This is a genomic window from Aliikangiella sp. G2MR2-5, from assembly GCF_015687155.1.
Classification (GTDB): domain Bacteria; phylum Pseudomonadota; class Gammaproteobacteria; order Enterobacterales; family Kangiellaceae; genus Aliikangiella.
The window spans coordinates 284441-310043 of the sequence record NZ_JADPQF010000006.1 but is presented as its reverse complement, the minus strand read 5'-3'; the positions used below and the strand labels follow the sequence as shown (position 1 = coordinate 310043).

At 39.3% G+C, this 25603-nt stretch carries 23 protein-coding genes; 11 read left to right on the top strand and 12 right to left on the bottom strand.

The features are described from left to right. Positions 1–144: 144 nt before the first annotated feature. Positions 145–1107: a LuxR C-terminal-related transcriptional regulator gene (locus IYN84_RS18125; protein WP_196140676.1), complete on the bottom strand. Its 963-nt coding sequence runs from the start codon at positions 1105–1107 to the stop codon at positions 145–147. A 200-nt stretch (positions 1108–1307) separates the two neighbouring features. Here IYN84_RS18125 and IYN84_RS18120 point away from each other — a divergent pair, with 200 nt between their 5' ends. Then, the gene (locus tag IYN84_RS18120) at positions 1308–2213 is read left to right on the top strand and encodes an acetoacetate decarboxylase family protein (protein WP_196140675.1); all 906 of its coding nucleotides are present in this window, start codon (positions 1308–1310) and stop codon (positions 2211–2213) included. After that, on the top strand, positions 2210–3316 hold the full coding sequence (locus IYN84_RS18115) for a ketopantoate reductase family protein (protein ID WP_196140674.1): 1107 nt from the start codon (positions 2210–2212) through the stop codon (positions 3314–3316). The genes IYN84_RS18120 and IYN84_RS18115 overlap by 4 nt, the downstream gene beginning before the upstream one ends. Positions 3317–3425: 109 nt before the next feature. Here the strand turns inward: IYN84_RS18115 and IYN84_RS18110 are convergent, their stop codons facing one another. Then, positions 3426–5540 carry a neutral/alkaline non-lysosomal ceramidase N-terminal domain-containing protein gene (locus IYN84_RS18110; RefSeq protein WP_196140673.1) on the bottom strand — a complete coding sequence of 705 codons (2115 nt, stop codon included), beginning with the start codon at positions 5538–5540 and terminating at the stop codon, positions 3426–3428. Between the two features lie 317 nt (positions 5541–5857). Between IYN84_RS18110 and IYN84_RS18105 the strand changes: the two genes are divergently transcribed. From IYN84_RS18105 to IYN84_RS18095, 3 genes are all read left to right on the top strand, one after another. After that, entirely contained in the window at positions 5858–6220 is a 363-nt protein-coding gene (locus IYN84_RS18105; protein WP_196140672.1) for a hypothetical protein, read from the top strand. Continuing rightward, positions 6220–7095, top strand: a complete 876-nt coding sequence (locus IYN84_RS18100; protein WP_196140671.1) for a hypothetical protein — start codon at positions 6220–6222, stop codon at positions 7093–7095. The genes IYN84_RS18105 and IYN84_RS18100 overlap by 1 nt, the downstream gene beginning before the upstream one ends. A gap of 62 nt (positions 7096–7157) precedes the next feature. After that, positions 7158–8111 carry an HNH endonuclease gene (locus IYN84_RS18095; RefSeq protein WP_196140670.1) on the top strand — a complete coding sequence of 318 codons (954 nt, stop codon included), beginning with the start codon at positions 7158–7160 and terminating at the stop codon, positions 8109–8111. Between the two features lie 782 nt (positions 8112–8893). Here IYN84_RS18095 and IYN84_RS18090 read toward each other — a convergent pair. Beyond that, a complete protein-coding gene (locus tag IYN84_RS18090) occupies positions 8894–9043 on the bottom strand; it encodes a hypothetical protein (RefSeq protein ID WP_196140669.1) in 150 nt (49 codons plus the stop codon). Between the two features lie 258 nt (positions 9044–9301). On the opposite strand from IYN84_RS18090, the gene IYN84_RS18085 reads away from it, so the two are divergent. Together IYN84_RS18085 and IYN84_RS18080 are read left to right on the top strand one after the other, a co-directional pair. Next, positions 9302–9658 (top strand): hypothetical protein, encoded by a 357-nt coding sequence (locus tag IYN84_RS18085; protein WP_196140668.1) that lies wholly within the window; start codon positions 9302–9304, stop codon positions 9656–9658. Between the two features lie 111 nt (positions 9659–9769). After that, positions 9770–10051: a hypothetical protein gene (locus tag IYN84_RS18080; RefSeq protein WP_196140667.1), complete on the top strand. Its 282-nt coding sequence runs from the start codon at positions 9770–9772 to the stop codon at positions 10049–10051. A gap of 177 nt (positions 10052–10228) precedes the next feature. Here IYN84_RS18080 and IYN84_RS18075 read toward each other — a convergent pair whose 3' ends face one another. The 6 genes from IYN84_RS18075 to IYN84_RS18045 all read right to left on the bottom strand — a co-directional run bounded on the left by IYN84_RS18075 (position 10229) and on the right by IYN84_RS18045 (position 21473). Next, a complete protein-coding gene (locus tag IYN84_RS18075) occupies positions 10229–11461 on the bottom strand; it encodes a M12 family metallopeptidase (RefSeq protein WP_196140666.1) in 1233 nt (410 codons plus the stop codon). A 1122-nt stretch (positions 11462–12583) separates the two neighbouring features. Further along, positions 12584–13222: a TetR family transcriptional regulator gene (locus tag IYN84_RS18065; protein ID WP_196140664.1), complete on the bottom strand. Its 639-nt coding sequence runs from the start codon at positions 13220–13222 to the stop codon at positions 12584–12586. A 142-nt stretch (positions 13223–13364) separates the two neighbouring features. After that, the gene (locus IYN84_RS18060) at positions 13365–16499 is read right to left on the bottom strand and encodes a PKD domain-containing protein (protein WP_196140663.1); all 3135 of its coding nucleotides are present in this window, start codon (positions 16497–16499) and stop codon (positions 13365–13367) included. Positions 16500–17094: 595 nt separating this feature from the next. Further along, positions 17095–17775: a response regulator transcription factor gene (locus IYN84_RS18055; protein WP_196140662.1), complete on the bottom strand. Its 681-nt coding sequence runs from the start codon at positions 17773–17775 to the stop codon at positions 17095–17097. Continuing rightward, on the bottom strand, positions 17765–19522 hold the full coding sequence (locus IYN84_RS18050; protein ID WP_196140661.1) for a sensor histidine kinase KdpD: 1758 nt from the start codon (positions 19520–19522) through the stop codon (positions 17765–17767). Before IYN84_RS18050 ends, IYN84_RS18055 begins: the two co-directional genes overlap by 11 nt. Before the next feature lie 127 nt (positions 19523–19649). Further along, the gene (locus tag IYN84_RS18045) at positions 19650–21473 is read right to left on the bottom strand and encodes a von Willebrand factor type A domain-containing protein (protein WP_196140660.1); all 1824 of its coding nucleotides are present in this window, start codon (positions 21471–21473) and stop codon (positions 19650–19652) included. Positions 21474–22026: 553 nt separating this feature from the next. On the opposite strand from IYN84_RS18045, the gene IYN84_RS18040 reads away from it, so the two are divergent. Further along, the gene (locus tag IYN84_RS18040) at positions 22027–22251 is read left to right on the top strand and encodes a type II toxin-antitoxin system Phd/YefM family antitoxin (RefSeq protein ID WP_196140659.1); all 225 of its coding nucleotides are present in this window, start codon (positions 22027–22029) and stop codon (positions 22249–22251) included. A gap of 6 nt (positions 22252–22257) precedes the next feature. Further along, entirely contained in the window at positions 22258–22596 is a 339-nt protein-coding gene (locus IYN84_RS18035; protein WP_196140658.1) for a hypothetical protein, read from the top strand. A gap of 624 nt (positions 22597–23220) precedes the next feature. Here the strand turns inward: IYN84_RS18035 and IYN84_RS18030 are convergent. From IYN84_RS18030 to IYN84_RS18020, 3 genes are all read right to left on the bottom strand, one after another. Beyond that, positions 23221–23769: a hypothetical protein gene (locus IYN84_RS18030; protein ID WP_196140657.1), complete on the bottom strand. Its 549-nt coding sequence runs from the start codon at positions 23767–23769 to the stop codon at positions 23221–23223. Then, complete coding sequence (locus IYN84_RS18025; RefSeq protein ID WP_196140656.1) at positions 23759–24007, bottom strand: DUF1040 family protein; 249 nt, start codon at positions 24005–24007, stop codon at positions 23759–23761. Before IYN84_RS18025 ends, IYN84_RS18030 begins: the two co-directional genes overlap by 11 nt. A gap of 61 nt (positions 24008–24068) precedes the next feature. Beyond that, complete coding sequence (locus IYN84_RS18020; RefSeq protein ID WP_196140655.1) at positions 24069–24395, bottom strand: hypothetical protein; 327 nt, start codon at positions 24393–24395, stop codon at positions 24069–24071. Positions 24396–24620: 225 nt separating this feature from the next. Here IYN84_RS18020 and IYN84_RS18015 point away from each other — a divergent pair, with 225 nt between their 5' ends. Next, entirely contained in the window at positions 24621–25076 is a 456-nt protein-coding gene (locus tag IYN84_RS18015) for a hypothetical protein (protein WP_196140654.1), read from the top strand. Positions 25077–25102: 26 nt separating this feature from the next. Further along, complete coding sequence (locus IYN84_RS18010) at positions 25103–25495, top strand: hypothetical protein (RefSeq protein WP_196140653.1); 393 nt, start codon at positions 25103–25105, stop codon at positions 25493–25495. Positions 25496–25603 lie beyond the last annotated feature (108 nt).

Here is a 25603-nt window from a genome sequence, read left to right as displayed (position 1 = left end):
CGCTTTTAAGTTTTTTTGAAAAGCTTTTTTTACAAAAAAGCGAAAGTCCCCTTTAGTGAGAAAGCGGCCCCTACAGCAAGATCAAACTGTATTCGAATATAAGCTTTACAAGGCTAGCTACTAGCCATATCTGTAATTGCATTGCTAATTTTGCTCATCAACCAATTGTGCCAGTTCAGTACGACTATTGATCCCCAACTTTTCGTAAACTCTGTAAATATGGTTGGATACAGTCGAGGGGGCGACATTGATTTGTCTGGCGGCTTCTTTAAACGAGAGTCCCTTGCAGATTAAGGTAACTATTTGTTGTTCTCTTTTACTCAGTGCATCCAGTGGGCCAAGTAAGCGTAATGAGACTATCACCAGATCACCCAGTGGTTTAAACGAGACAGACAGGTTATTGATTTCAATTGTGCTTTTTTCCTCAGGGATCTCAAAAGGCAAATTAGAATCGCTACGTTCAGGAAAGTACTGATTAAGCAGCGATACGAAACGCGGTTGAACTTCATGGAAACAGCCGTTGAAATCACAGATGGCAGAAGTCGCCTGATCTTTTGTTTGTTGTAGAAAATGGCCTGCGCGTAAGTGCAGAAAAAAAGCGTGGGATACGGCGCTGACCAGGTGAAAAACCAGTCTTTGTTGCAACGAGCGTTCTGCTTCGGTAAACACCTGCTCGCGATCGAAACGATAAAGACTGATTAACGAATACAGACCATTATCGTGGTCGAAATGTCCGGCGGCAAGAATTCGCTCGATACCATATGGCTGGAATAGTTCGTGGTATAGCTCGGAAGAGTAGAAGGCGTCGTCTTTATAGACGTCGGTCATATTCACTGGGCGACCCAGATTACCGATAACTGCTTCCTTGATAGGGTTGATACTCAGCGTTTCTTTTAAACGCATGGCGTAGTTGTCATCCAGCCCTATGTGATTGACATAGTGAAAATGCAGATCAGCGCGATTGCCGCTCCCCCAGAAGGCTGCATCGAAATCGATCACCCGGGACAATTGTTCCAGCGCCCAGCCGCGATACTGATCCGGTGTTATCCGGGTTGATTCTCGATACAGCAGACTGATTAATTCTTCGGCATCAATTTTCATTGTCATTATCAGGTATCTTCATTTTTGCTTGTTATCGTATCACTTATCATTTGTCGTCGTTATTGGGGCAAGTTTTTTATCAGGGGCTCTCTGACAGTACTGCTCCGAAAACATCGCGTTAGGTAAAATCTACTATTCTACTTGTTGTTCTAATTGATCATACTGGCGTTTATCTTCGGTTAACATAGAGCAATAAAGACTTCATTATGAATCCCTCTAACCAGATTGTCCCCGGTCTTCAGGATAACCAGTCCGAATTCAATGATCCCTTTTTTAAACGTTTTCAATTGCGAACAGCTGCTGAGCCGCTGGCGTTAAACGAACAGATAAGTAAAGATTACCTGTTTCCAACCCTCTATGGCAATGTCAGTTGTGCCATCGGCGTTTTCCTGTGTAATCGTGACAAGGCTCAGGCGTTGTTGCCCCATTCAAAAATGAAACCGGTCGCCATGCCCGGTGGTAAGGCGTTGGTAACCTTTTCCTGTTACGAGTACAAACAGGTTCTGGGGATTGCGCCTTACAACGAGATAGCGATGACTATTCCGGTCATGATTGACCCCATGGTCAACGTTCCGGTATTGCCGATGTTGATCCAGAAATTTAAACGCTTCGGTTACTACGTTTTTCATATGCCGGTGACTTCGAAAGAAAACCGTATCAGAGGTCAAAAGATTTGGGGGTTGCCGAAACAGGTCGAAACGATCAATATCGGAATCGATGGCGACACTTCGACCACTGAAGCGATAGATGCGGCAGGAAATCATTATTTTTCACTGAAAGTACCGACCTGTGGAAAAAAACAGTTGTTTGATGTTCAATCTAACCTGTACTCCAGATTGGGAGATCAATTGCTACAAAGCACAACCTGTTTTAACGGGACTTTTAGCGTTAACAAATTTACCGACAGATTGTGGCGCAACGGAGGAGATGATCCGGGGGTATTGAGTTTTGGTGAAGGACCGTATGGCGATATGCTCAGAGCACTTGAGATAGAGCCGCAACCTTTTCAATTCCGCTACACCCCGAGTATGAATGCCTGTTTTGACCTGCCTAACCCGGACTATTGTGCCCCCTTTGATTTTATCGGTCGTCCTGAAGAGGTAACAGCATGAACAAGCCCAATATATTACTAGTCGGTGCTGGTGCCGTCGGCTCTACCGTCGCGGCCTGGTTAGCACCTCACAATAAAAATTTTTACGTATTCGACCGCCCACAAGTACTCGACCGACTAAAAAATGTAGGTATGACCGCTTACCTGCAGCTGCATGCTGAAAAAAACGGGAACGAAGGAGGGGGGGCTGCTCCGGAAAAGCCCGCTTCATCAAAGCCAGCTTCTGAAAAAACTGTTTCTGAAAAATCAGTCCCGCTTAAAGTTGTTTATCGACTTGAAGATTGTCCCACGCCGGATATCATTTTGTTGTGCGTGAAAAACTACAGCTTACGTAGTCTGTCCCGATTGCTGGTCGATGCTTTCGGTGCAGACGAGTTATCAGATACTATCGTCGTCGGATTACAAAATGGCGTAGCCAACCAGGAAATTTTACCGGACTATTTTAGTAATCTGGTATACGGTATTGTCAGCTTTAACGCGTGGCTAGACAGTCCAGGCGTCGTCGGTTATCAGAGCAAGGGGCCTTTCTTATTCGGAACGCCTGACAACGACAACCAGAAGGCTGTTCAGTCCGTGGTCGACCTGTTCAACGCCGGTGTCCCGGCAATTTACAGCGAACACTTTCAAGATGCGGCACTGTGTAAAATGATCATCAATCTGACAAATTCATTGACCACACTGGCGGGAGTCGGTTTTCGGGAAATCGATGATATGTCCTTGTTTCAAAAGTTATTGAGTCGTCAGCTGTATGAAGGTATTAAGATAGTTTCGGCGGCAGGCTATCGCGAGTGCAAAGTTGGCGGCGCGCCTGCCTGGTTATTGATTAAAGCCAGCGCGTTACTGCCGCAGAAACTGACTAGCGTGCTCTTTCGCCGTAATGTTAAAAAGATGGTGCTGAGTAGTATGGCGCAGGATGTGCTGCAGAACGCCAGAGGACAAAACGAGCTGGAAGATATTAATGGTCATTTGCTGGCGTTGGCTCATCGTTACAAAGTTGATGCGCCCTACAACGAGGCCATATACAGCATTTGTCGCCAGGAGTTTGCCCGGGATAGTTTCGAACCTTTAAGCTTTTCTAATATCTGGCAAAGGATGCAAACCTAAACGAATCGAGCCAGCTTTGTCGCTGGCTCATTTTGTTGGGGCCCGTTTTTTAAGCGATGAGTCGATGCTATTAGTTGATGCTATTAGTCAAGACTGCTCGTCAAGGCGACTAGTTAACGCTAAAAGATCGACTGCTTCCTTTATAACTACGGATCTTGCCATCCCAGCCACTTTTCCAGTGGCCTCTATGACGCAGCCGATAGGTTCCCGACGGCATATCACTACCGATGGTCCATTCCAGCTGGGCAAAGGAACAGGCCAGACAATCGGCGGCGGTATCCCGGATCCAGTTGAATTTGGTGCTGAAGTCATTATCGGTTAAAACCGTCACCCAGTTGCCGCTGATTTTGCGCTGTACTTCCAGAAAACTCCCCATGGTGCGGTAATTGTTTTGCGGATGGCCCGAACGGAATTTGACCTTTACCGTATCACCTTTATGGTAGCTGCTTTTCGCGTTATTCCAGACCTGACCAAAAGATTCCCACAGACGCTTGTCGTCGTAGACCACACCAATGGTGTTAACGATTTGTTTGTTCGACCAGTCTTTCGGCTCAGGTCCCTCGGCAACGGCTTGTCCATTGACCATCGCCTCGCTCATGTTGGCATAGATCTGGCGATAAGCATCCAGAGTATAAGGGCCATGAAGATTGTGCGCGCCTTCGTAATATTGCACGCTGTATTCCTGTTTGGTGGTGACATAACCACTGTAAGCGTTGGCCAATCCGGCGAATACAATTTTACTGACGCCGGCTGTGGTCAATATATTCTGCAAATCATCACGCAATCTGCGCCCGGCCATGGTGGTCATTTCTCCCGGTACTCCCACCAGGGCGAGCTGGCCAATCTGGAAAATCTGAAACGGCAAGACATCGGTATAAAGATAGACATCGTCGCTTAAAATACTCGGCAGGAAAGTCGGCTTGGGATACTGGCATGCCTCATGGGTGCGACTGCCCATCACATTTTTATCGAATCCGAGAATTCCGGCAAAGTCATTAATAAAACCGAATAGGCCGTTGACCGCCCCCAATACACTGCTTCGATCCCAGCTATCACCTTCATTGTCCTGGGTCATGCCTTCGAACACGCCAGCCTGTCCGGATGGTCCGTCACGAGTTGCGCCGGCGGTCATGGAAAACCCGATGGCACCCTGACACAAAGTCTGCTCGCCTTCGCCGGTATAACTGGAACTGACCTGATAGCCGGGCATTCGTACATATTGAAAACGATAGTCCAGCGTACCGGACAGAAGTTCATTGGCATTGTTATACAGGCTAAGCGCTTTGTTAAATTGTTTGGTACCGGCGAGGGCAACGTTGCCTTCGTTGTTGCCTTTACCGGCGCAGCCGTTTTCCTGTCCGCAAACGTTAGGTGAGACGTCGCCTTCCTCGCTATTGGCAAATGCCGCGACAAATCCACTAGACAGCGGCAAGTTGACCCCTTTGTTTTTTTCGAATAACTGGGCGGCGTAACCTTTGTTGTCACCGGTAATCAAGCGTTGTTTTTGATCACTGGAAACGTTATGTACCGCAAACCAGTCGATCAGACCAATTTCCTGACCGTTACTTTTGACCAGTTTCAACAGGGTCATGGTATCGTTGATATCGGTAGAGTAATTACCAGCATCCGGGTTTTGTCCATAGGCCACAGTGCTGCGATTAATGCTGGCACCGGTTAGTCTGCCCTGATTGATCTTGATGGTGCCGGTGGATCGGTTAACAAAAGCATTGCGGATTGACTGGTAGATGCCATTAACAATGGTGTTGTAGTTTTTAGCGTCATAGCCCAATGCGCTCATATTCAACATGACGTTGTGGTCATAACCGCCGGGACCAACGTGCACGTGAGTGGCCGTCAGCATCAGGTTGTTTTTATTAAAATAGGGTGACAGGGTTCCGTCGGCAGCGATCTTTTTTAATACGCCTTGATGAACGCCCTGGGTAATGCTTTGCAAGTCAGCGCTGACGAATGCCAGGTAGCGGCCATTATCCGGGGAGCCGATAACAAAAGCTCGAGACCAGAGCCTGCTGTGGATCCCTTTTGTTGTTTGCCCGGGGTCACCGTAGCCAACCATTCCTCTGTCGGCTGCCGGGCCGGTAATATCGTAGATGCCGGAGCCGATCAGCCATTGGTTGGATGCTTTTGCAGTGAAACTTGCCAGCAGACAAAGCAGAACGGCTAAACCGGTGTGCCAGCCGACTTTTGTTGTTTTCAATAAATTCATCTTGCCTCCTTTTTATCATTGTTGTTGATGACAAAACTGAATGTACTGCACAAAAGCATTCGGTTTATCAGGAGTTAGTAGACATTGGTAAGGCTGGGAGAGAAATAGTAATTTTGACCCAATTTGGGGATTTATTGTTTTTTTAGATGTTAGTTTTGTTGTCTTGTCTTGTCTTGTCTTGTATCGCAATGGATAGTGCTAGTTAAAGCCTTTCAGGGGGGAGGGCGAGTTTGGCAATAGTCGGCAGTCGTTGCATTAATTCACCGGGTTTAGTATAAGAACTGGCATAGTTGTTTTCTAATATTAAGAAACTGGTAATGTCTGACCAAAAACAAAAATTTCTTTATATTCTTCCTGCTTACTTTTTAGCTTATTTAATTTCGGTTGCATGTCCGTTGTTGTTCAGGTGGATATTTTCTATCAAGTTTCAGCTATTTACATTTGACGAAGAGGTTTGGGAATTCTACTTGCCGATCTTTTTTCCGGCGCTAGTCGCTTATCTTTTACTCAGAAAAAGAGTAAAGACGTTAGAGTTTAAGGAGAATGCCGACAATAAGCAGTTTGTCTATATCATGCTTGCCTGGGTGTCCATTTTACCTGTTGAGAAAACGAAAGGGAGCAATTTGCTTAACAAACGTCAATCTCCAGGTATGAAATACTGTAAAAGCGAGGGCAGTTAATGGAAATAAATTACAAAAGTGGTTTAACTGGTTTTCAAACTGAAGATGGGGTGCGATATGTCGTCGCGGCCCAAGAATTATCTGATAAAGTAATCACTACTCTAGCGACTGAAGCCAATGCGATATTTTTTCCCGCAATTGATGGAGTTAGTCAAGATGAATTTTGTGAAATTATCTCTTGTACTTCACCTAAAGGAGTTCGAATCTCTCAATCGTACAAAGATTTGACTTGCCTGCAAGATAAGGTTTTGTTGGAGGAAATTATTTTGCCTCGTGACGTTAAATCTTTTGATGATTTTTCGAATCTAAAGAACTTGAAAATCTTTGAAGGGCAGATTTCCGAGATAAAATCTAATATCGAATGTTGTAACTCATTAAAAAACTTAACACTTCACAAATTAAAAACCAAATCCAAGTCTTTTGAATCTATCAATTTGCCTGGTTCGCTTTTAAGTTTAAAAGTAAATTTGGGTAATATAGTTTCAACGAATGGCATTAAAAAAGTTTCAGACTTAAAACATTTGTCTTTTGAATATATGTCAAAACTTGAAGATTTATCTGAATTGCCAGAGCTTAAAGAATTGCGAGATCTAGAACTGTACTCCTGTAAAAAAGCACTTAATAACGATGTATTTAAAGCGCTTTCTAGTTTAGAGACACTCAAGCTAAATAATTGCGGTAAAATTGAAAATCTTGAGTTTGTGAAATATTTAAGTTCCTTAAGGAAGTTTACTTTTGTTAATACGGTCGTAGAAAACGATGACCTATCGCCTTTGCTTGATTGTAAAAATCTAGAGTATGCAGGATTTATGGACAAAAGGTCTTACAATCTAACATTTGATTTAATTCATGATAAGCTACGAATGAAAACTTGATGCTTTATTTGTTAAGGGAGACTCGCTACTAGGCGTTACAAATAAATGAGAGTGGATTGCTAGTGGAAGAGTGTATTATTTGCCGAAATTTGTATACCAAGAATAACCCCCGTACATCCGAGCATATAATACCTGAATTTGTTGGTGGGGCATTGAAATTTGAGTGTGTATGTAAATTATGTAACAGTTCTATGGGAAAAGATTTTGAAGGCCGTTTATCAAATAGCTTTCTATTAAAAAGTTATAGGTACTTACATAAGATTTTAGGTAAATCTATCAAGATAGAACATCCATTTTCAGGAATGCATAGGTTAGATGATGGTAGGTTATTTACAATTCATCGTGATGGAAGATATGAGCTTAATAGTTCTATAAATATAGAGCCCGATTCTGAGAATAGTAAACGTTATCATTTTCTTGTGAATGTGGATGAAGCCAATGCTTCTTATATAGAGGACTTAGTAATAAAAAAAGCAAAGCGAATGGCAAAAAAAACTGGCACTAACTACACAGAATCTTCTATTACCAAATCAGTCAGGGAAGCCATAGCTGAATCAGAGTTTAAGACCAAAACCATAAAAAATCCTGAGCTGACAATTGAGGTATCACTCAATCTATCTGATATGGAGTTACTTTATATTAAAATTGCTTATGAATTGGCTTGTTTTCAATTTGGGTATCGCTATATTCTTGACCCTGTTGCCAATAATTTACGCTTGTCACTTCATAATTTGAGTGTTCACAATGATGTCTCTTTAAGCGTGCTCGAAGAAGAAAATGAGATAGTCAGAAATGTATTTACAAACGATTATTATTGGGCTTTTTTTACAAAAAATGCCTGCTATATAAAGTTGTTTTCGATGGTCGGTGTTGTAATATTCTCCAGTCCGGATGCTTTAGAGTTTAGAACTGATAATGTTTATCGTTTCTGCTATAAGTCAAACTCATGGAAAATACTTGATTATCAAGAAATGATAAGAAACTTTCTCAGGTTATCAAAAAAAATTCCCTCTTAGCCACTGAAATGAGTCAGAAGAGACAGGCAGAGCTGTTCTTGCTTTGCCACTTCGTTGCTGTCTAAATTGCAAAAATTAGAGTGAGAGTCAATTTATTTCAAAAGGAGAATAAATGGAATCAAAAGAGTCGGAGCATTTTAATTCAGAGAGTAATTTGCTTCTTTAGCAATTAAAAGCTTTTCTGTCCCAACATCATACGCACAACTGCTCTAAATAATTACAGCGAATGTCAGTTTATTAGTGTACGAGATAAATCAACTCAAACCCTAATTACACCCAAAAAATCCCTCCATAATCAAAAACAATTATGTTAATATTTTTAATGCTAGCGGTTGGAAAGTTTCGATAAACTCGCAGTGTTTTTAAGTTGAATAAGTGAATCTTTAGCGGCTTGGAAATGCACGAGTTTTAGTTAAGAAACCGCCAACCTTTCGGTTAGCGGCCACCTTCAGTTGAGAGCGGCAACTCTCGGTCGAAGATTGGTCAATGTCAATCTCGTATAAGGAGACCAACAATGACGTACAGGGATTATATCCTGTCGCGGCTAACATCGCGACCCCAGTTTCTCAAACACTTCCTATTAATATCTCATATCACTAATCTATACGCCTTGCGGCTAACCTACTCATTTCTAAAGAAAAAGTAATAAACCTGGATTCCATGAATCTCAAAGACATTCTGCACCAGTACTTGAATCGTCTGGTTAGTTAAAAATGCGTTCACTACCAATGAGGTAACTACACGCCTTTTCAATACACCAGCTCGACCAATTACCGGCACAGCTATGCCATGAGAGCCATGGGGTCCAGGTTTTGCGTTTCAACAGTTTCAGGCGAGTTGTTCGAAGTTTGGTCGAAATGGGACAAAATGTGCTCGGTAATATCTGTTCGGTAATACATGTTTTGCATTAACCATTTTTTATTGACCAACATGCAACCTGCCTTAACCCGGTTTGAGAACTGGGCCATCGCGTAACGAAAGACACGCGCTTCTTAACTGTTGAAACCTCTAGCCGCTAGCTTAATAGATTTTCAAATGTCCTCCGGGCGCTCGGCTCGCAATCTTTATTTGCCTGCTGAGCATTGACCAGAAGTGCTGCGCGCCACCATCCAGCAAACACTTGTCGTCTGGTCTTTTTTTAAAGTCCGTTTTTTAAAGACTGTTGTTTTAGAAACAGAAAAGGAATTTTTATGACCACTCAACAAGACAAACTGATTAAAGCATTACTCGAAGCCAGAGATATTTGTTACTTCACATCAGACTACCTGCTCAAAAACTTGCATCAGTTTAAAATCGCAACCGAGCAACATCTGATATACGCCATCAGCAGTAATTTAAACCGCTCCGGTCACAAGTTGGAAATGGAAATGCTCGCCCTTGGCATTAACTTTAAAGACCGACCCTACAGCGTCAACTCATTTCAAAACCTCAGCTACCTGGAGGCAGACTTATTAGCACTGGTTGACAAATACATCACCCAGAACCAGGAGCGCAAAAAACAGCAAAAAGAAAAGGGCGCCAGACTCACGCGACTCTTGTTCAGGTAGTTAAAAAATAGTCAATAGACAGTCAGTAAATAGTCAGTAAATAGTCGTTCGATAGTCATCAGGCGAACACTCGATAAACATCCAGTAGGAACAGAATAGGGAAGAATTAAAATGCCAAAATTCAATAGGAGAGAATTCAAAAATGCACTCGGAAAAACTAAAATCCTGACCAAAATTACCCAACTCTTAACGCCATCACCGCAATGCAAGCAATTCGACCAAACTCAAGCCACCATTGAGCGGAATCAACCAAAAAACAACAGCATCAAAAAGAAAGCAGCCACCAGTGAAAAAGACACGCAACCACTTAGCGAGGAACAACAACATAAAAGCACAAATCTAATTGGACTAACCGAAGAAGAAAACGAGAGATTGAAGAAGCTTATCAGGTAGGTTGGGCGAACCCGCAACTAGATTCCGCAAATTGGATTCCGCAAATTAGATTCCGCAAATTAGATTCCACAAACTAGATTCCGCTATTAGAAAAATTGTGGCGTTATAGATCTCAGAGTAACTTGGTAAATCTGGTCTTGGACCAACAAGCTACTCTGAAACTTAAATCAAAAAGGATTACTTTTGAATGTTAAGTGTGTAACTGCCGCTACCACTGTAAGAATAAACTTCAAAGTAATAGTAGCCAGAACTCGCATTATAATTAATCGACTCATTTGACGTAGGCGATTCTGAACGGGCAACTTCTACCCACGAACCATTCCATCGAAATAGTTTAAGATCAAAATCAGCATTGCTCGGGCCGCTAAGTGTCGCTTTTAAAGTACCGCCGCTATATTGAAACCAATTTCCATTCGGTTGAATATCAGAATCATTAGCGCCACTGAGAGAACCACTGTAGCTATCGCCACCACCGCTGCCATTGCCATAAATAGCGGCCGCTGCTGCTATATCTGTTGCGGATAGAACACTTCCGTTACCCATATAATTGGTGTCGACACCATTTTGAGTGGGCCAGATGGTTACCGCATTATTGATACCAAAAGCGGTGGTGCGATAGTGCATAATCGAATAGTAATCATAATTGCCGTAGTTTTGCCCATCGCTTGAAGTCATCTTGTTAAAGTTGTATGCCATGCCAGATTGAATGTTGTTCCAATAAATGGTGACATAGTTGTCTCGATCGGTTCGTGTTTGTTCGTGGAAAAAGCCAACCGCGTGTCCAAGCTCATGGACTGCTGCGCCATTACCACAGCCTTCAGCGAGCGTCACAACCTGTTGACCACCTTGCATGCCTATCCAGGAGCTACATCCGCCGCCGCCTTGGATAAGTAGATAACTAGATTGGTTGGTTCTCGGGATAAAGTTCAGATTTGTTTTTGAGTTCCAATGGTTGATTGCGTAGTTCATTGCGCTTCTGCCTTTAGAACCAAGACTCGATGCATAAACATAAGGAACAGTTCCATTCGGCCATTTGTATCCTGATGATGGATATCGGATCGCCGCTTTGGTATCAAATAGAGAATCATTGTCTGCAATATCCGGTGCTGTTTCACCTTGGGCAATGCGCAGTCCATATTGCTTAATATCTTCTGTCTTTCCCAAAATCATATCGCCCAGATGAACGTAGCCGTCAACGTCTACCGCTTCGAACACATGTCCGTCATCGGTGACGACTTCTATTACTTCCCGCCCTTTACTGGAGTAGCCCCAAATGCTGTCATGTTTTTTAAGATTAGATTTTTGAGGCTGAATTGCTGAAGAATTTAAAGTGTTAGTGTCGGCCAGACTAAATTGTGCCGCAAGAAAAAATAAAGTGCCTATTAATATTTTGCCTGTTTGTAGTTTCATTGTAATGGATCCATGATGTTTGTCGTTTGTTTCTCGACTTATTATGTTGTTAGTCGCATCAATCGAAGAGACGTCTTACAGAATCGGATTTGCTGAGGATTCCGTAGCGTCGAGTGTTGCACCTTTGTTGTTATTTGAAAAATTTATCTATGGTCAAAATATTTGGAAAAATTTCATGATTTCTAGTTTTTTATCCGTCTTTGAAATAATCTCTTTGAATTGTTTTCGGATAAAAAATTGAGTGTCGTTTCATATATCTCAATTGAGAAAATAATCCATGAAAAAGGATGGTAGTTTATGTCGTTAAATTTTGATTCTGAGATAAACGAAGGACATTTATTGATTCAAATAGAAAGCCGAACGGTATTATTCACACAGTTGAAAAAAATTATGTTTTTTCACCTTATTGTTATATTTTGGTCGGTACTGATTTAGCATTATTTCATCCCGACAACATGGTTGGAAAAGCATTTGCTAAATGGTTAAGCAGACTGAATGTTTTTTTCGCTTTAAAAATTAGTGTTGGAAGCCCACAAAGCATTGCCATTTGCATAATAAATAACCAGATCTCCGTCACTTTGTAGATCTAGCTCATTTCCTTGCCCATGAGTGTGATAAACAGATGTTTCTGGAAGCTTTAGGAAGTTCGGGCTTTTGTTGGCAAATTGAAGCGCAAAATGATATTCATATCGTCCGGAAAGGAGAAAATTCTTATATAGTTGATTTCTAGTTGCGTAGCCTTCATGAAGCTTGCGCAATGAAGGAGAAAAGGAATACTCGATTAACAGCTCGGTAGGTTGGGTTATAACCCAACAACTCTTATTGAATTGAATAAATAGCTGCGGTCAGAGTCAATTAATTTGAAATCAAACGAGTGCGAACCTGACAAAGTATTTGAATTATATCTCTAAATTTCTTAAACGAGTGGCTTTCTATCGTTTAAGATTCTGTTTTTATAGGAATTTTCACACTTTTAAGGAAAACGAGTTTCAACCAGTCGAATAAAATCCCGGTTTTGTGTAGATCCTAATCAGATATTTGGCTAGTTATGGTGGTCCGACCCGCTACTAGGGGCGCTACTATGGATCGCCGCTACTAGGGAAGTGTAACCCTACAAATTGTCTACTCACATTTCTCTACACTATTAAAAACCATAGTAAAAAAGTGTTTCAATGAGTCGGTAACTCCATCAGAATCAAAATCATTTTCAGGCAATAAAATAAACTGCCTCTCAAAAAAAGCTAACAAAGCAACGAATAAATTTGCAATAACTTTAGGCTGGCTAACATTGAGTTGAGAAAACCATCTTTCTCCCATTTCTACGAAGGATTGCTGTCTCTTTATTTCATGATTTTTAATGACTGAATTTACTATTGCTGCATGCATAAACGCAGCTGCTATCTTTCTATATTTGGCTTCAGTTGAAACTTGAGATTTTACATAAGACGTTAATAAAATCGATAAATCGTTAATAATCTTCTGCTGCTGTGAAAGTTTTAGCTGACTTAACTCACCTTCAGAAAAAAGTAGTTGGCTTGCTTTTAGATAAAGTCCATCCAACACATCATTAACTTTGGAGTCGAAAAACTCATAAGCATCAATGTAGAGCTCTTCAATACTTTTATAATAATAAGTCGTTATTCCAAGTGTTACATCTGCTTTTTTAGCAATAGCTCTAAATGTTAAGCCTCTTAGACCTTCATCGCTTATTATGTCTAAGGCCGCGTTTAATATTTTTTCTTTTTTGCTATTTTGAGTCATATGAACGTTAAAGCTAGAAAATTTTAAGTATTATACGTTGCATTCCTCATGATTTTAAATACCTGTGGAAAATTATACTAATGCGGTCATGAAGCTTCTTCCTATAACTTCATGACCAAACTTCTAATATAATTGACTAGAGCTACTCAAGATATCCATCCTCAGTAGGCTCTTCAATCGGCGGGTCAGTTATTTCAAAGTGCGTTTGAATGTAGCATACGTCTCCATCAAATTCTCCATCGTTGTCCGTAACTTTAACAAACCCAGTATGTATTTCATTTAATTGTGGGTCATGAGCAAATGATTTCGACACTATTTTTCCATTTGCCATAGTACCATCACTAAACCTCCAAATATAATCTTCTATATTACCATTTGGGTCATAACTGCCAGAAGCACTGAACAGGGCATTAATAACACCGCGACTTTCTTCAAAGGTAACAGAACACTTAGCCACAGGCTTGGTTTGAGGCTCTGCAACACCACACTTATTTACAGGTAACTCAGGCTGAGCGGGAGGAGTGTAGCCATTACCTTCTAAAAAAGCTTTTAGTTCATTATCCAAAAATGGTTTATTAGCTGGAGTTGTCGTTACATGCTCTGTACTACATTTTTCCCAAAAAATAGCATCAAAAGGACTTCTCGAAAATACATAAGGGTCTTTTGCCGGTACATAGCTGGGATGATTCGTAATACCTAAAGCACTCGCGGTAGAAATAAATGAGTGATATGGAAATGGCGATGTCATGATTTTCTTACCAAAAATGCGAGTCGCATCTGCAATTTGGCGTGGAGAATAATTAAAAGAGCCTACTTCAATATCTCTTTTACTATTATCATAATGCTTAACAGTTAAGGCCTTTATCACTCTGCCTAGCAATTTTATCTTACCGTGAAATACATCGGTGTTTTCATGGTCTGTCCTTACCTTCATTAGAATAAAGCTACGTAGAGGTAGAAGAATTCCCAGTAAGTTAGATATTATTGCTGGGTCATCTACATCTAACAGGTTCATCATTTGGGCAGTGTTCTCACGGTGGTCATTAACTAATTTACTACCTGTTCCGCTACCATTACTTATTGCTATATTTCTACTTAACTGTGGCAGACCTAATTTTTTTGCTTCATAGTAATAATCCCAACCAAGAGAGTCTTTTGACCAACTATAATAAGAAGAATCTATCCGCTTATAAAATTTTTCCAGCATCTGTCTTGATGACGGGCTATTTAGGCCTCTTAACGCTCGTCTACCGTCTTTAGTAAAAGAACCAAAATTTGCTGAGACCTGTAAACCTAAAGGAATATGTGCTCCAGTAAAAGGTCCGTCAAAAGCTACAAACAACCTAACATTATGATCTTCACCGGCTATTTCAGCACTTCTCATTGCAAATCGTGCAGTTTGTGTACCCATGCTTCCCCCAATTAACACCAGCCTTCTATCAGCATCACTAGCGAACCATTGCGGAATCCTTTTCGTTAGCAACTTTCTAATAGCGTAACCGTTACTTTGGATGTACGCATGGCTATTGACGTAGTTTACTGTAACCACATCAAACCCCATTTCTCTGTAACGCTCTATATCACTACCAAACTTTTCATAAATATCATTTTGTCTTCTATCATTTTTTGCTGAGAAACCATCAACTAAAACTAAAACCTGTTTAAGCTTTGGATTTTTGCCATAATGGCATAGGTCTTCAACATCATTCGGATCAATACCAATTGGGAAACTGGGATCTTCTGCTTCTTCCACGGTTCCTTGTGATGGGTATACTCTTAAGCGCAATTTGCTCTTATAATTATAATATTCGTTTGAAGAAGCTACTGGATGTGACAAATCCGCAGTAATATTCGCCATATCGTAGCACCTTAAATTCGAGCTGCTTCTGGCACTTGGGTTACTCTCAGAATCAATTGAAACCAAAGTAGGCAAGTAAGTGTATTCAAACTGGCCTTTAGCGTAATAAATGTTATCGTCTAAAGTGTATTGAATTGTATAATCAAACAGAGCTTGCTTATCAGCACTATCTAAATTGATAGTAAAAGGAACATTTCTAGTTATTGGGTATTGGTTTCCGTTGACAGTCATTATCATATTAGAAATCGACAATCCCTGAGAACCAAATACTAAAGAGTCAGGAAGAATAAATGTAGGGCTTTTTGTCCATGTTTTAGATAAAACAGTAGTAGCACTATAAAGTCTTTCCTCTGTCTTAGTAGGCCCTACATAAATTCCATTTACAACATTTTCATCGATCAAATTTTGTTCTGGAACTTTGTTATACGGAACTACCGCTAGCATCAAAGAACTTATTGATTCATTTTGCGTTTCCATATACACGTCTATAGTTTCTACTGCTGGTAACTGAATAGTGGTCTCATCGATCACAGACCTAGTCAGAGCTGTGTAATTAGCTATAAAGTCTTCCGTATTTAAACTTGGACCTGTAAATAGCTGTCCGTTATTAATCTTTATTGAAGACTTAGTAAATACAGAGCCAATATCTAGAAGTAACCCTGTTGACAAGGTATCGTTAGCTAAAACTTCAGAAAATAATTCTCTTAATTCTTTTCCAGTATCTAAAATGGGCGGTGTTACGACGACAGTCACTTCTTTTGATACCGAGGCACCCAAGTCGTCGCTCGCCGTTATTTTGAATACTAAATTTTCTCCTACAGTAACCACTGGAGCAACAAACGTAGCAGCTGTTTTAGAGTTCGATAATGATGACTGAATTAATTCAACATTAGTTCCCGATATTTGTTCCCATACTACATTATCAATTTGGCCATCTTCATCTGAAACCAATCCCGTCAGTGTCATTGTTTCCTCAGAAGTAGCTAATAAATCATTATCTACATCAATAGATGGTGGGGTATTGGCAACGACATTAACCGTTAACTCGTCATAGCCTTTAGCAAAGTCATCATCTGTAACTATTAATTTAAAAGTTAGTTTTCCACTGGTTGCTGGAGCTGTAAATGTTATCTTTGGCTGAGAAATCAAAGATATGCTTCTCGATATGCTAACTTCTATTCCTGACGTTTGTAACCATGTAGATCTTACTATACTTCCATCTTTATCTATGGCTTTGCCCGTAATTTCTACAGCCTCATTTGGTGCCACAACAAAATCAGCCCCAGCATAAGCTATGGGAGGAGTGTTTGTATCAGTACTACCATCATCACCCTCAAAGCTATCACTTAAACTTCTTGCCATAGAGATTTGAGAAGATATTCCTAAAGCAAGTATTAAGATTATTTTTATCAAATTCATTTTTTTCCCTTTTAAAACTAGATAATGAAGATAAATGTATTTTTAGTATTCCTAATAATTTTGGATAGCATATATTAAACTGTACAAATGTACAGTTTTTTTTGAGAGGCCTAAGCAAAAAGTTAGTAAACCTGATAATTGTTCTAAATTATTTGGCTTTTTTTAGATTTAACTTAAAGGTGACTTCGTCTGTGTTTAAGGGAAATTAGCAAATGTGTAAGTTGCGTAGCCTTCATGAAGCTTGCGCAATGAAGGAGAAAAGGAATACTCGATTAACAGCTCGGTAGGTTGGGTTATAACCCAACAACTCTTATTGAATTGAATAAATAGCTGCGGTCAGAGTCAATTAATTTGAAATCAAACGAGTGCGAACCTGACAAAGTATTTGAATTATATCTCTAAATTTCTTAAACGAGTGGCTTTCTATCGTTTAAGATTCTGTTTTTATAGGAATTTTCACACTTTTAAGGAAAACAAGTTTCAACCAGTCGAATAAAATCCTGATTTTGTATAGATCCTAATCAGATATTTGGCTAGTTATGGTGGTCCGACCCGCTACTAGGGGCGCTGCTAATTTTCTATAACGGATAAACACTCAGCTCTTAATTAAGCTATATCCAACTCCTCTTATAGTTTTGATTTGAAAGTTGGCTCCTTCAATGAGTTCTAATTGTTTTTTTAAATTTGATACGAAGTTGTCGACAGTTCTATTGTCTATGTAGACTTCGTTACCCCAAACCGAGTTTAGAATTTCTTCTCTGCTACAAGGTTTATTAAGATGCTCAAATAGATATAGTAGAATTTCAAATGCAGTTTTAGTTAGATGTACTTTTATACCATCCTTATACACTTCTCTTAGATTCCAATTAACTTGGTAACCATTAAAGTCTTGTGATTCGCTAGCTACGCTAATGCTCTTTCGACGTAACAATGCTTTAATACGTAGAATTAGTTCAGAAGAACGGTAGGGCTTGCTGACGTAATCATCAGTTCCTGATATGAACCCCTCAACAACATCTTTTTCCAGGTTTCTGGCTGTTAACATTAGAATAAGTACGTCTGTCTGGCTCCGGATCCAGCGACACAGATCATATCCATTGCCGTCTGGTAACATAATGTCAAGCACCACGATATCAACACTATTGTTTGCTAAAAACTGCTGTGCGTCTTTGACTAAAGCATGGGAAAAAACCCGGTAGCCTTCAAGTTCTAAATTATCGGCAAGTGTTTCTCTTAGGTTATCATCATCTTCGACAATTAAGATCTTAGCGCTCAAGTTCTGTATCCTTTTTTGACTTATCAATACCGGGCAATTCAATTGCCCAAGAGGTACCGTTTTCATTTGAGTCTTTGATAGTGATGGTGCCTTGGTGAACTTTCATTATTTGCCGACAAAGCGATAAACCAACGCCGGTACCTTGTTTGGAGTTAGTACTTGTGTCACGATAAAAATCGTCAAAAACTCTGTTCCAGTCGGCCTGTCTGATACCACAGGCGTTATCTAAAAATATTAAGGTGTTTTTCTGAGAGATATAGGAAATCTCTACTTTTACTTCAGATTTATCACAGTATTTTATTGAGTTAGAAAATAGATTGATAATGACTAGCTCAAATAATAATGGGTCAACAAAGCTAAAGCAGTCTTTTGGTATACTATTTTTAAATACCAATTTGCTAGATTGATGTTCACAAAGCTTCTCGTAAACTCTCTCGATCAATGAGCTGAGATTAACTTTATCGATATTTAGCTCTAGCTTGCCAGACTTTATTTGGTTTAGGGATAATAAATTGTCGACCATCAACCATAACCTGTCGACTTCACTAATGATTTTATCAGGGTAATTCTTAATACTAAGATTCTTGTCGTATCTCTTTTGAAGTGTCTCAATCATGATTCGAATGGAAGCCAAAGGGGTCTTTAATTCGTGACTGACCAGGTTTATAAAGTTTTCCCGCAAATCGATAAACTCTGCTTTTTTCTTGTTTTTATATGAAATAAAGGCAACGACTATGAACAGTGATATTATAAACGTTAGCGTGAGCGCCATTTTGATCATAAAAAAATGGTTTTGTTGCTCTGCCTGCTTTCTCCATGTGTCTCTTTGTATATCAAAAGATAATTCTGCAACAGTTTTGATAACTCCATCATTGATAATGTTGCTAATTGCAAGGCTGTCGTTGTTATCCAAAATTCCCTGTGATTTGAGAGTGTTTTCCACTGCTTCTAATTCGGCGTCAGTTGAAAATGGTAGAAAAAGCATCAAGTCCTCAGAAGCTCTAACTGAAATCCATTTATTCTGAATAATTGAATAGTCTTTAAGTGAATTGATATTTAGCACCAGATTAGGTGTCCAAAGCTCGCGAGAACTTTGATTAAACCAGCTAGTGTCAATATTGGAATTTTCCAAAATGATTTGTATTTTACTAATAGATAGCTCTACATCCTTATTGGATAGTCTATCATTATGCTTAAAAATATAGTCTACCAATGGGGTTATTTGGGAAGAACCGTGAAAGGTTATAAGTTGTATGAGTTCGTTATTCCACCTTGCGTTTTTCTCCAGTTGAAGAAAACTCAAGCTGGAAATGATTTCTTCTAATACGGGAAGCTGATAGTTCTCTACTAAAGAAAAATAGTTTTCGACTTGTTGGGCGATCATGGGTTGGTCATTAGCATTTAACGCAAGTTTGACTTTGCGTAGAGCTTCTATTCTTAACTTACTTTCATTTGATATGCTCTTTAATTCTAGCTTTTTAGAATTGCTAGCACTTTCGGTCTTCAGCTCATCATTTGCTTCATTATCAGGCTTCCTTTCCAATTCGTAATACTTCCAAAGCGTCGAAATACTGTTCGTTTGTTCGCCATAAAATCGCTTGGGAAAAATCCATTGACCTTTATGGTTGGCCATAAAGGTCAGAGGAAGTTTGTTCCAGTTTGAATCAATACTTGTTGAAGATATTGGGTATTTCGTTAACTTGTCAGAAATGTTGCTTGTTAGAGTTTTTACAATTGTATTTCTCATTAATTGCCGATTATTCTCGAGCAACAATTTAGCTTCTCGAAACTCAACTGATAACATGAAAAATATCGAAATACCTCCTAATAACACCAGGAGGTAGATCAAGATGAGAACAGGGTTTTTTAAGCGCTTAATCAAGTAATGGTACTCTATCGTAGTTAATGTTTGAAACAGGGTGGCTCTGTTCAAACAAGTCGACTCTTGAGTCAATTTTATGCGCTATTCGAACCTGTTCTTTTAGTATTTGAACTTGTGGCTGTCTTTGGTAAGTGATGGGTAAAGTGCTCAGAAGCTGCTCTATATCGAGGTAACTGTAGACTCTCGCCCAATAAGACTGACGAAGTTTTTCGGCAAATGCAGCTACCGCAAATGACAAGCGGCTATCAGGCGATGCTGACTGGACGGTATGCTTGACGACACTAAGAGGAATATTCTTGTTAATAAAGTGTACTTTGTGTCCTTGTGGCTTTTTATAAGCAATTGATAGTTTGGCGACTTCTTCGGATATCGGCTGAGTTTTACTATTAAGCTTTATTTCATATAGAGCCGTAACCTTATGTCCAGCACCAACTTCCCCTCCATCCTTGCTAGCATCGGCAAAATCTTCTTTGTTCAAATGTCTATTTTCATAACCCAGCAGGCGGTAATTTGATACGATATTTGGATTAAATTGAACCTGAATTTTTGCATCTTTTGCAACAGTTTGAAGCTGACTATTCAACTCGTCCACAAAAGCTTGTTGAATATCTATTTGATTGGCGATGTAGAGGTAGTTGCCATTTCCCTGGTTAGCTAATTGCTCCAACAAATGATCATTATACATACCTTTGCCAACACCTAAAGTCGTTAGGAAAATCCCTTTGTTCCTGCTTTCCGATATTTTTGCAAGTATCGCTTCTGGTGAGGTCGAGCCCACATTTGCCATTCCATCAGAAGTTAGAATTACACGATTATTAAAACCGGGTTGAAACATGCTTTCAGCGAGTTCATATCCTTTTAACAGACCTTGCTCCGCATTTGTGCTTCCGCCTGATTTTAAAGTGTTTATTGCATTAAATATTTTGCGTTTATTTGAAGCCTTGGTAGGGTTGAGTACAACCGTAGCATTATCATTGTAAACGACTAATGCGATGTGGTCGTTACGGTTAAGTTGCGACACAAGCGTTGTCATTGCATTCTTTAATAAGTCTAGTTTGTTGTCAGATGCCATAGAACCCGAGATATCAGCGACTAATACCAGGTTGCTTGGATTTCGTTCTTCATCACTTAGCATTTTTGTTTGTAAGCCGATATGTAAAATATGATATCCAGTACGAAAAGGAGAGGGCATGGCTTCAGCGCTAATCGAAAACAATTGCTCATTTTGGTTATAGTGATACTCCATCGAATTAACAAATTCTTCGATGCGGATGCCGTCGGGGTGAGGTAGTTGATTTTGGCTGAGCATTACTGAAGCCAATTTGTACGAACCGTTATCTACGTCCATGGAAAAGGTCGATACAGGGTTATGTTCAGTTTGAATCGTGGGGTTAACCCGATAACGTTTAAATATTTGACCAGAAGCTTCAGCGCTGTTTGCTATTGTGCGAAATAATCGGTCTTTATCTGCATCAGAAAGCTGCGCTCTTTGATTGTTCCTTTCTCGGAGAAAGATTGATTCTCTTTCTTTATTCGTTAATTCTTGCTTAGCTTTATTTTGTTTAACCAATAATAGCAGTTCATCAAGTGTTTCCGCAGCAGGCTTGCTAGGTGGAGGCGCTACCGGTTCAATTTCTACAACAACTGTCTCTTCAATATCAGTCCGTTTGACTCTTGATCCGGTAATAGTGATTTTAGTTTCTTCTGCTTCCTCAATGACTGTAGAAGAGTCATGGGATGTCGATGCACAATTCGCGAGCGCGATAACAAGTAATGTAGAAGTGGCTATTTTTAGGCTAGTGATACAAATCTTCATTATCTTCAATCTTCCTTCCATATATTATCCGATGCAAGGATAGTACCTTCTATTTAAGTTCGAATTGTCATGGTTTTATCATGATTTCAGTAAATTCATTATTTAGACACTTTTTCTCTAATATGCCTAGTTAAACTTTGTCTAGTCGGTCAAGTGACTTTTCGGCCCTGTCACTTGCATTATATGCTTCTTGAAAGAGGTCGGAATGTGCAAAAATGAGTCCTCTCCACCTAATTTATCATTATTTCTACAGCAGCTTGCAATGCAGTCTCTTAATTCCAAATGTCTAGTGCCTGCTCTTGCATTGCTACCTTGTACGGACAAGCGGGGTCGAACCTGACAAAGTATTTGAATTATATCTCTAAATTTCTTAAACGAGTGGCTTTCTATCGTTTAAGATTCTGTTTTTATAGGAATTTTCACACTTTTAAGGAAAACAAGTTTCAACCAGTCGAATAAAATCCTGATTTTGTATAGATCCTAATCATATATTTGAGTATGAATAGTAAAAAGCCTATAATCAGTCTAAATACAGACTGAATAAGGACTGGTTATGCGTACAGAAACACTTACCTACCTCAAAGAGAATGCCAACCGCCTTGAGGTTAATGAGCCGCTAGTGATCACGCAAAATGGCAAAGCGAAGTACGTAGTTCAAGACGTCGACGATTATGAATTCCAACAAGAATCTTTGGCTTTATTAAAGCTGCTTACATTAGCGGAGCATTCTGCACAAAAAGAAACATTGAGCCTTGATGAAGTTTTCGGCGAAGAATAACGATAAATGAACTATCAAATTACCGCTTCGCCGGTTTTTAAACTGAGCTTGCAGCGGCTTTGTTTTTTTCTGGAAAAAAAGCACTCGAAAAAATTGGCCGACAAAACCAGGCAATCCATAAGATCTTCTATCGAGACCAAACTAACAACCAGCCCGCTAAGCGTACCAATCAGTGAGAGATTAATAGAGCTGGGGATTACCCGCTATCGTCAATTGATGGTAGACAAACATAATTTAATCTTTTTCGCCGTCGATGAAGAAAATCGCACTGTAATGCTGTTGGCGGTAATGGATTCCCGGCAGAGCATTCAAAAACTACTCTACGAAGTGAATTTGTTGTTATAGGTTTGAGGGCTAATTCAAGGAATTTTCGTCACACACAAAAAAGCCCTCAAAAGAGGGCTTTTCTGAATATGGTAGCAAGGAGTGGAGTTGAACCACCGACCCCATCATTATGAGCTAAACAAGCAAATATAACATGTTGATATTAAAGGGTTTTATTTTTGATTGTTTTTCACCAGTCCTATAACAATCAATAACTTACGATAACCGCCCATAACTCCAAAACTCCAGAGTCACTACAATTATTCTCGATTTTGGAACCTAGTAAAAATTTTTAGATTACTAGTTATTGTATAACTCCAAGATTGAATAACTCTGCTTTGCTTGGGTAACTAGCTGTTTGTTGAAGAACAACTTTTCCATCGCACACTACTTTAGCTGTATAGGTCGCATTGTTTGGGGCTATGACAAAATCCTCAGTGAATTTCCCCGTAATCTGACGAATATTAAAGCTACTCGCTGTATTCTCAGATTCATATAGAAGGTGAATGGAGCATTCCTCAGATTTATGATTGACTAGATCCCCTGAAATGAATAGAACATTCTCACCCATTCTGAGAGACGTGCAGCCCGTTAGTATGAAAATAACCGCTATGATGATTGCTTTATTTATCATAAATATTCAGATTAACTTTGAAGTAATTCAGAAGTACCATCTTTTACAGAGATACGATAAACCTCCCCATTAAAGTCTATTGCTTCCACATAATCGTCATAAACCCTGAAATCCCCAGAAAATATGTCTTTGCCAGAGGTTGACCATAGTATATCTCCCGTAAAGGACACTTTAGATATCTCTAACTCTCCGTGAATGATTAATCCTTCATTATCAGGTGATGGAAACAACTGAAAGCAAGTTGCTGAATCGACTTTTTGTTTCCATTTTAAGCTGAGCGAGGGAAGTTCTAGGCAGACCATTTGATCTCCAACAATGATCCATAACTCGGAATTCCTAATTATTGCCGAGTACTTTGTGAGCGCACTGGCACCACCACCAGAGGAAATTAAGCAGCTAGAATCACTTTGTCGACAGCGAACACCATAAACAGAAGATGGTTGAAATTCCTCTTCGATATTATATTTAAACAGATATGAAGATGTATTTTCGCTGGAATCATACAGTCTATTTGATTCATCGATCAGCTCGACTGAGTATTCTGATGTTTCAAACTTCATACTTAACCTTATTTTCTAGGAACTCTAAGAATTTATCATCTTCTAAATTAAACAGATCGAATCCAACTATCGAATAGCTATCGTCTACTTTTTCTTCTACTTTACCAAGTCCGTTATTAAGTGAAGAGAATTCCCTCTGTAAGTTATATATTAACTGCATGAACCTGATATCAGGTTCTTCTGTCCAAATCCTGTTTATTAGAATGAGAATTTCATCAATTCTTGCTGGATCTCTCATATAAGGTCCTTATTATTTTGTTCGAATTTTTGCTTAGTCTGTTACATCTAACTTTTAGAGATTAGGCGTTCTCGAAATGGTCGCACCAATATTCTGAATAGTCACCATCATCAAAGCACTCAACCCTTATCGAACCAAACTCTCTAAAGCACCCTAATTCTTTTGATATTACTACTCTTTCACTTTGATATATTGCTGGAATTATGTCCAAATCATTAGCACCTTTCATAGTGAAGCAATTAGATTCTTTGTCATTAGTGATTGATACCTCAAACTTAGGGATACCAAAATTAACTTCCCTCGAAACTTTAATATTCGACACGTACCACGGAGGGGAGATTTCTATTAGTTTTTCGTATTCTTCCATTTCACCCTGCTTATTTTCCATTTTCAAATAACTACTGGTGAGAGTTTACTGAGATTTAGGTTATTAATTGACTTTACATTAACATTCTTAAACCAAATAATTAAGAAAAAATAATGACTTAGCTAATAAATAATAGATATGGAATGAATCCCATATAACTTATTGAATTTATTATGAAATATGGGACAATTGATGTAGATGATAGGTCTGCAACCAAAATAGAGCCTTTACTATAACTTAAGATAAATGAATAAAATTGAAGCATTAGATTATAAGTCCAAATTTGCGGCTACTGAGCACTTAGTTATTGCTGTAGATGGAACTCCTTTGGATGTGTTCTTAGAAAGTATTCTAAAAGATGAAAACCACATTGGTTTAGTTCCTGCTATTTCCTGGTTAGATAACTCAGATGAAAGACAAATTGCTATTGATAAGTCTTTTCCCTCTGTTGGAAATAGAACTGTAGGCCCAATATTAGTATGTCCAGATGACCAAGATTTTTCATGTACAGTAATAGTTGCAGACATCGAAACCACGGACACGAGTATTATATGGCACAGATTAGGTTTAGATAAAACTGATTTGCAAAGCCCACCTAAAATTGGCTTGGATGTGGAATGGTATGATCAAGTACCTGCTTTAGAGTTTGCGCTAGATGATTATCAAAGTTGTATGTCAGAGTTAGAGAATGAAGCAGCATAATTTTCCGTAGTTATTTTGAGGTGACAATGGAACGTGAATTAATTAATCAAGATTGGCCAAATTCTTTAAGATGGTTTTTAGTTCAAAACTTACAAAGTTTTACTCCTTGGCATTTTCTAGAAAAAGAAGAGGAGTTTCGTTCTGCGTCTAAAGCGTTTGCAAATGAAGATGTAAAAGGTAGAGACGTCTTTGTTTTTGCTAGTCGTCAAGACTGTGATGATTTTGCAGGTTTAGAAGTCATAGATGGAATAGTTGGTGAAAATGTCATTTATTTTCATCCAACGTTTAATTCTTCGAGCGACAAAAAATGGGACATAGTTTGTGAGGAATACGAGGACGTTTTTGAATTTGTGGCGAAAACAGTTCTTCCCGACATGAAAGAATGGGCGAGTTGTGATGATGCTGATGATATTGACTAAACATAGCTTACACTAATTATAATTGCAGAATAAAACACAATGGAAAATATAGATAAATACTTGGAATCTTGTAAGGAGCTTTCACTTACCGCTAGGATGGCTATCGCT

Bases quoted from the DNA above. Each gene is read 5' to 3' on its own strand.
- IYN84_RS18125 (WP_196140676.1), bottom strand. From the start codon at position 1,107: ATGACAATGAAAATTGATGCCGAAGAATTAATCAGTCTGCTGTATCGA.
- IYN84_RS18120 (WP_196140675.1), top strand. From the start codon at position 1,308: ATGAATCCCTCTAACCAGATTGTCCCCGGTCTTCAGGATAACCAGTCC.
- IYN84_RS18115 (WP_196140674.1), top strand. From the start codon at position 2,210: ATGAACAAGCCCAATATATTACTAGTCGGTGCTGGTGCCGTCGGCTCT.
- IYN84_RS18110 (WP_196140673.1), bottom strand. From the start codon at position 5,540: ATGAATTTATTGAAAACAACAAAAGTCGGCTGGCACACCGGTTTAGCC.
- IYN84_RS18105 (WP_196140672.1), top strand. From the start codon at position 5,858: ATGTCTGACCAAAAACAAAAATTTCTTTATATTCTTCCTGCTTACTTT.
- IYN84_RS18100 (WP_196140671.1), top strand. From the start codon at position 6,220: ATGGAAATAAATTACAAAAGTGGTTTAACTGGTTTTCAAACTGAAGAT.
- IYN84_RS18090 (WP_196140669.1), bottom strand. From the start codon at position 9,043: ATGTTGGTCAATAAAAAATGGTTAATGCAAAACATGTATTACCGAACA.
- IYN84_RS18085 (WP_196140668.1), top strand. From the start codon at position 9,302: ATGACCACTCAACAAGACAAACTGATTAAAGCATTACTCGAAGCCAGA.
- IYN84_RS18080 (WP_196140667.1), top strand. From the start codon at position 9,770: ATGCCAAAATTCAATAGGAGAGAATTCAAAAATGCACTCGGAAAAACT.
- IYN84_RS18075 (WP_196140666.1), bottom strand. From the start codon at position 11,461: ATGAAACTACAAACAGGCAAAATATTAATAGGCACTTTATTTTTTCTT.
- IYN84_RS18065 (WP_196140664.1), bottom strand. From the start codon at position 13,222: ATGACTCAAAATAGCAAAAAAGAAAAAATATTAAACGCGGCCTTAGAC.
- IYN84_RS18060 (WP_196140663.1), bottom strand. From the start codon at position 16,499: ATGAATTTGATAAAAATAATCTTAATACTTGCTTTAGGAATATCTTCT.
- IYN84_RS18050 (WP_196140661.1), bottom strand. From the start codon at position 19,522: ATGAGAAATACAATTGTAAAAACTCTAACAAGCAACATTTCTGACAAG.
- IYN84_RS18045 (WP_196140660.1), bottom strand. From the start codon at position 21,473: ATGAAGATTTGTATCACTAGCCTAAAAATAGCCACTTCTACATTACTT.
- IYN84_RS18040 (WP_196140659.1), top strand. From the start codon at position 22,027: ATGCGTACAGAAACACTTACCTACCTCAAAGAGAATGCCAACCGCCTT.
- IYN84_RS18035 (WP_196140658.1), top strand. From the start codon at position 22,258: ATGAACTATCAAATTACCGCTTCGCCGGTTTTTAAACTGAGCTTGCAG.
- IYN84_RS18030 (WP_196140657.1), bottom strand. From the start codon at position 23,769: ATGAAGTTTGAAACATCAGAATACTCAGTCGAGCTGATCGATGAATCA.
- IYN84_RS18025 (WP_196140656.1), bottom strand. From the start codon at position 24,007: ATGAGAGATCCAGCAAGAATTGATGAAATTCTCATTCTAATAAACAGG.
- IYN84_RS18020 (WP_196140655.1), bottom strand. From the start codon at position 24,395: ATGGAAAATAAGCAGGGTGAAATGGAAGAATACGAAAAACTAATAGAA.
- IYN84_RS18015 (WP_196140654.1), top strand. From the start codon at position 24,621: ATGAATAAAATTGAAGCATTAGATTATAAGTCCAAATTTGCGGCTACT.
- IYN84_RS18010 (WP_196140653.1), top strand. From the start codon at position 25,103: ATGGAACGTGAATTAATTAATCAAGATTGGCCAAATTCTTTAAGATGG.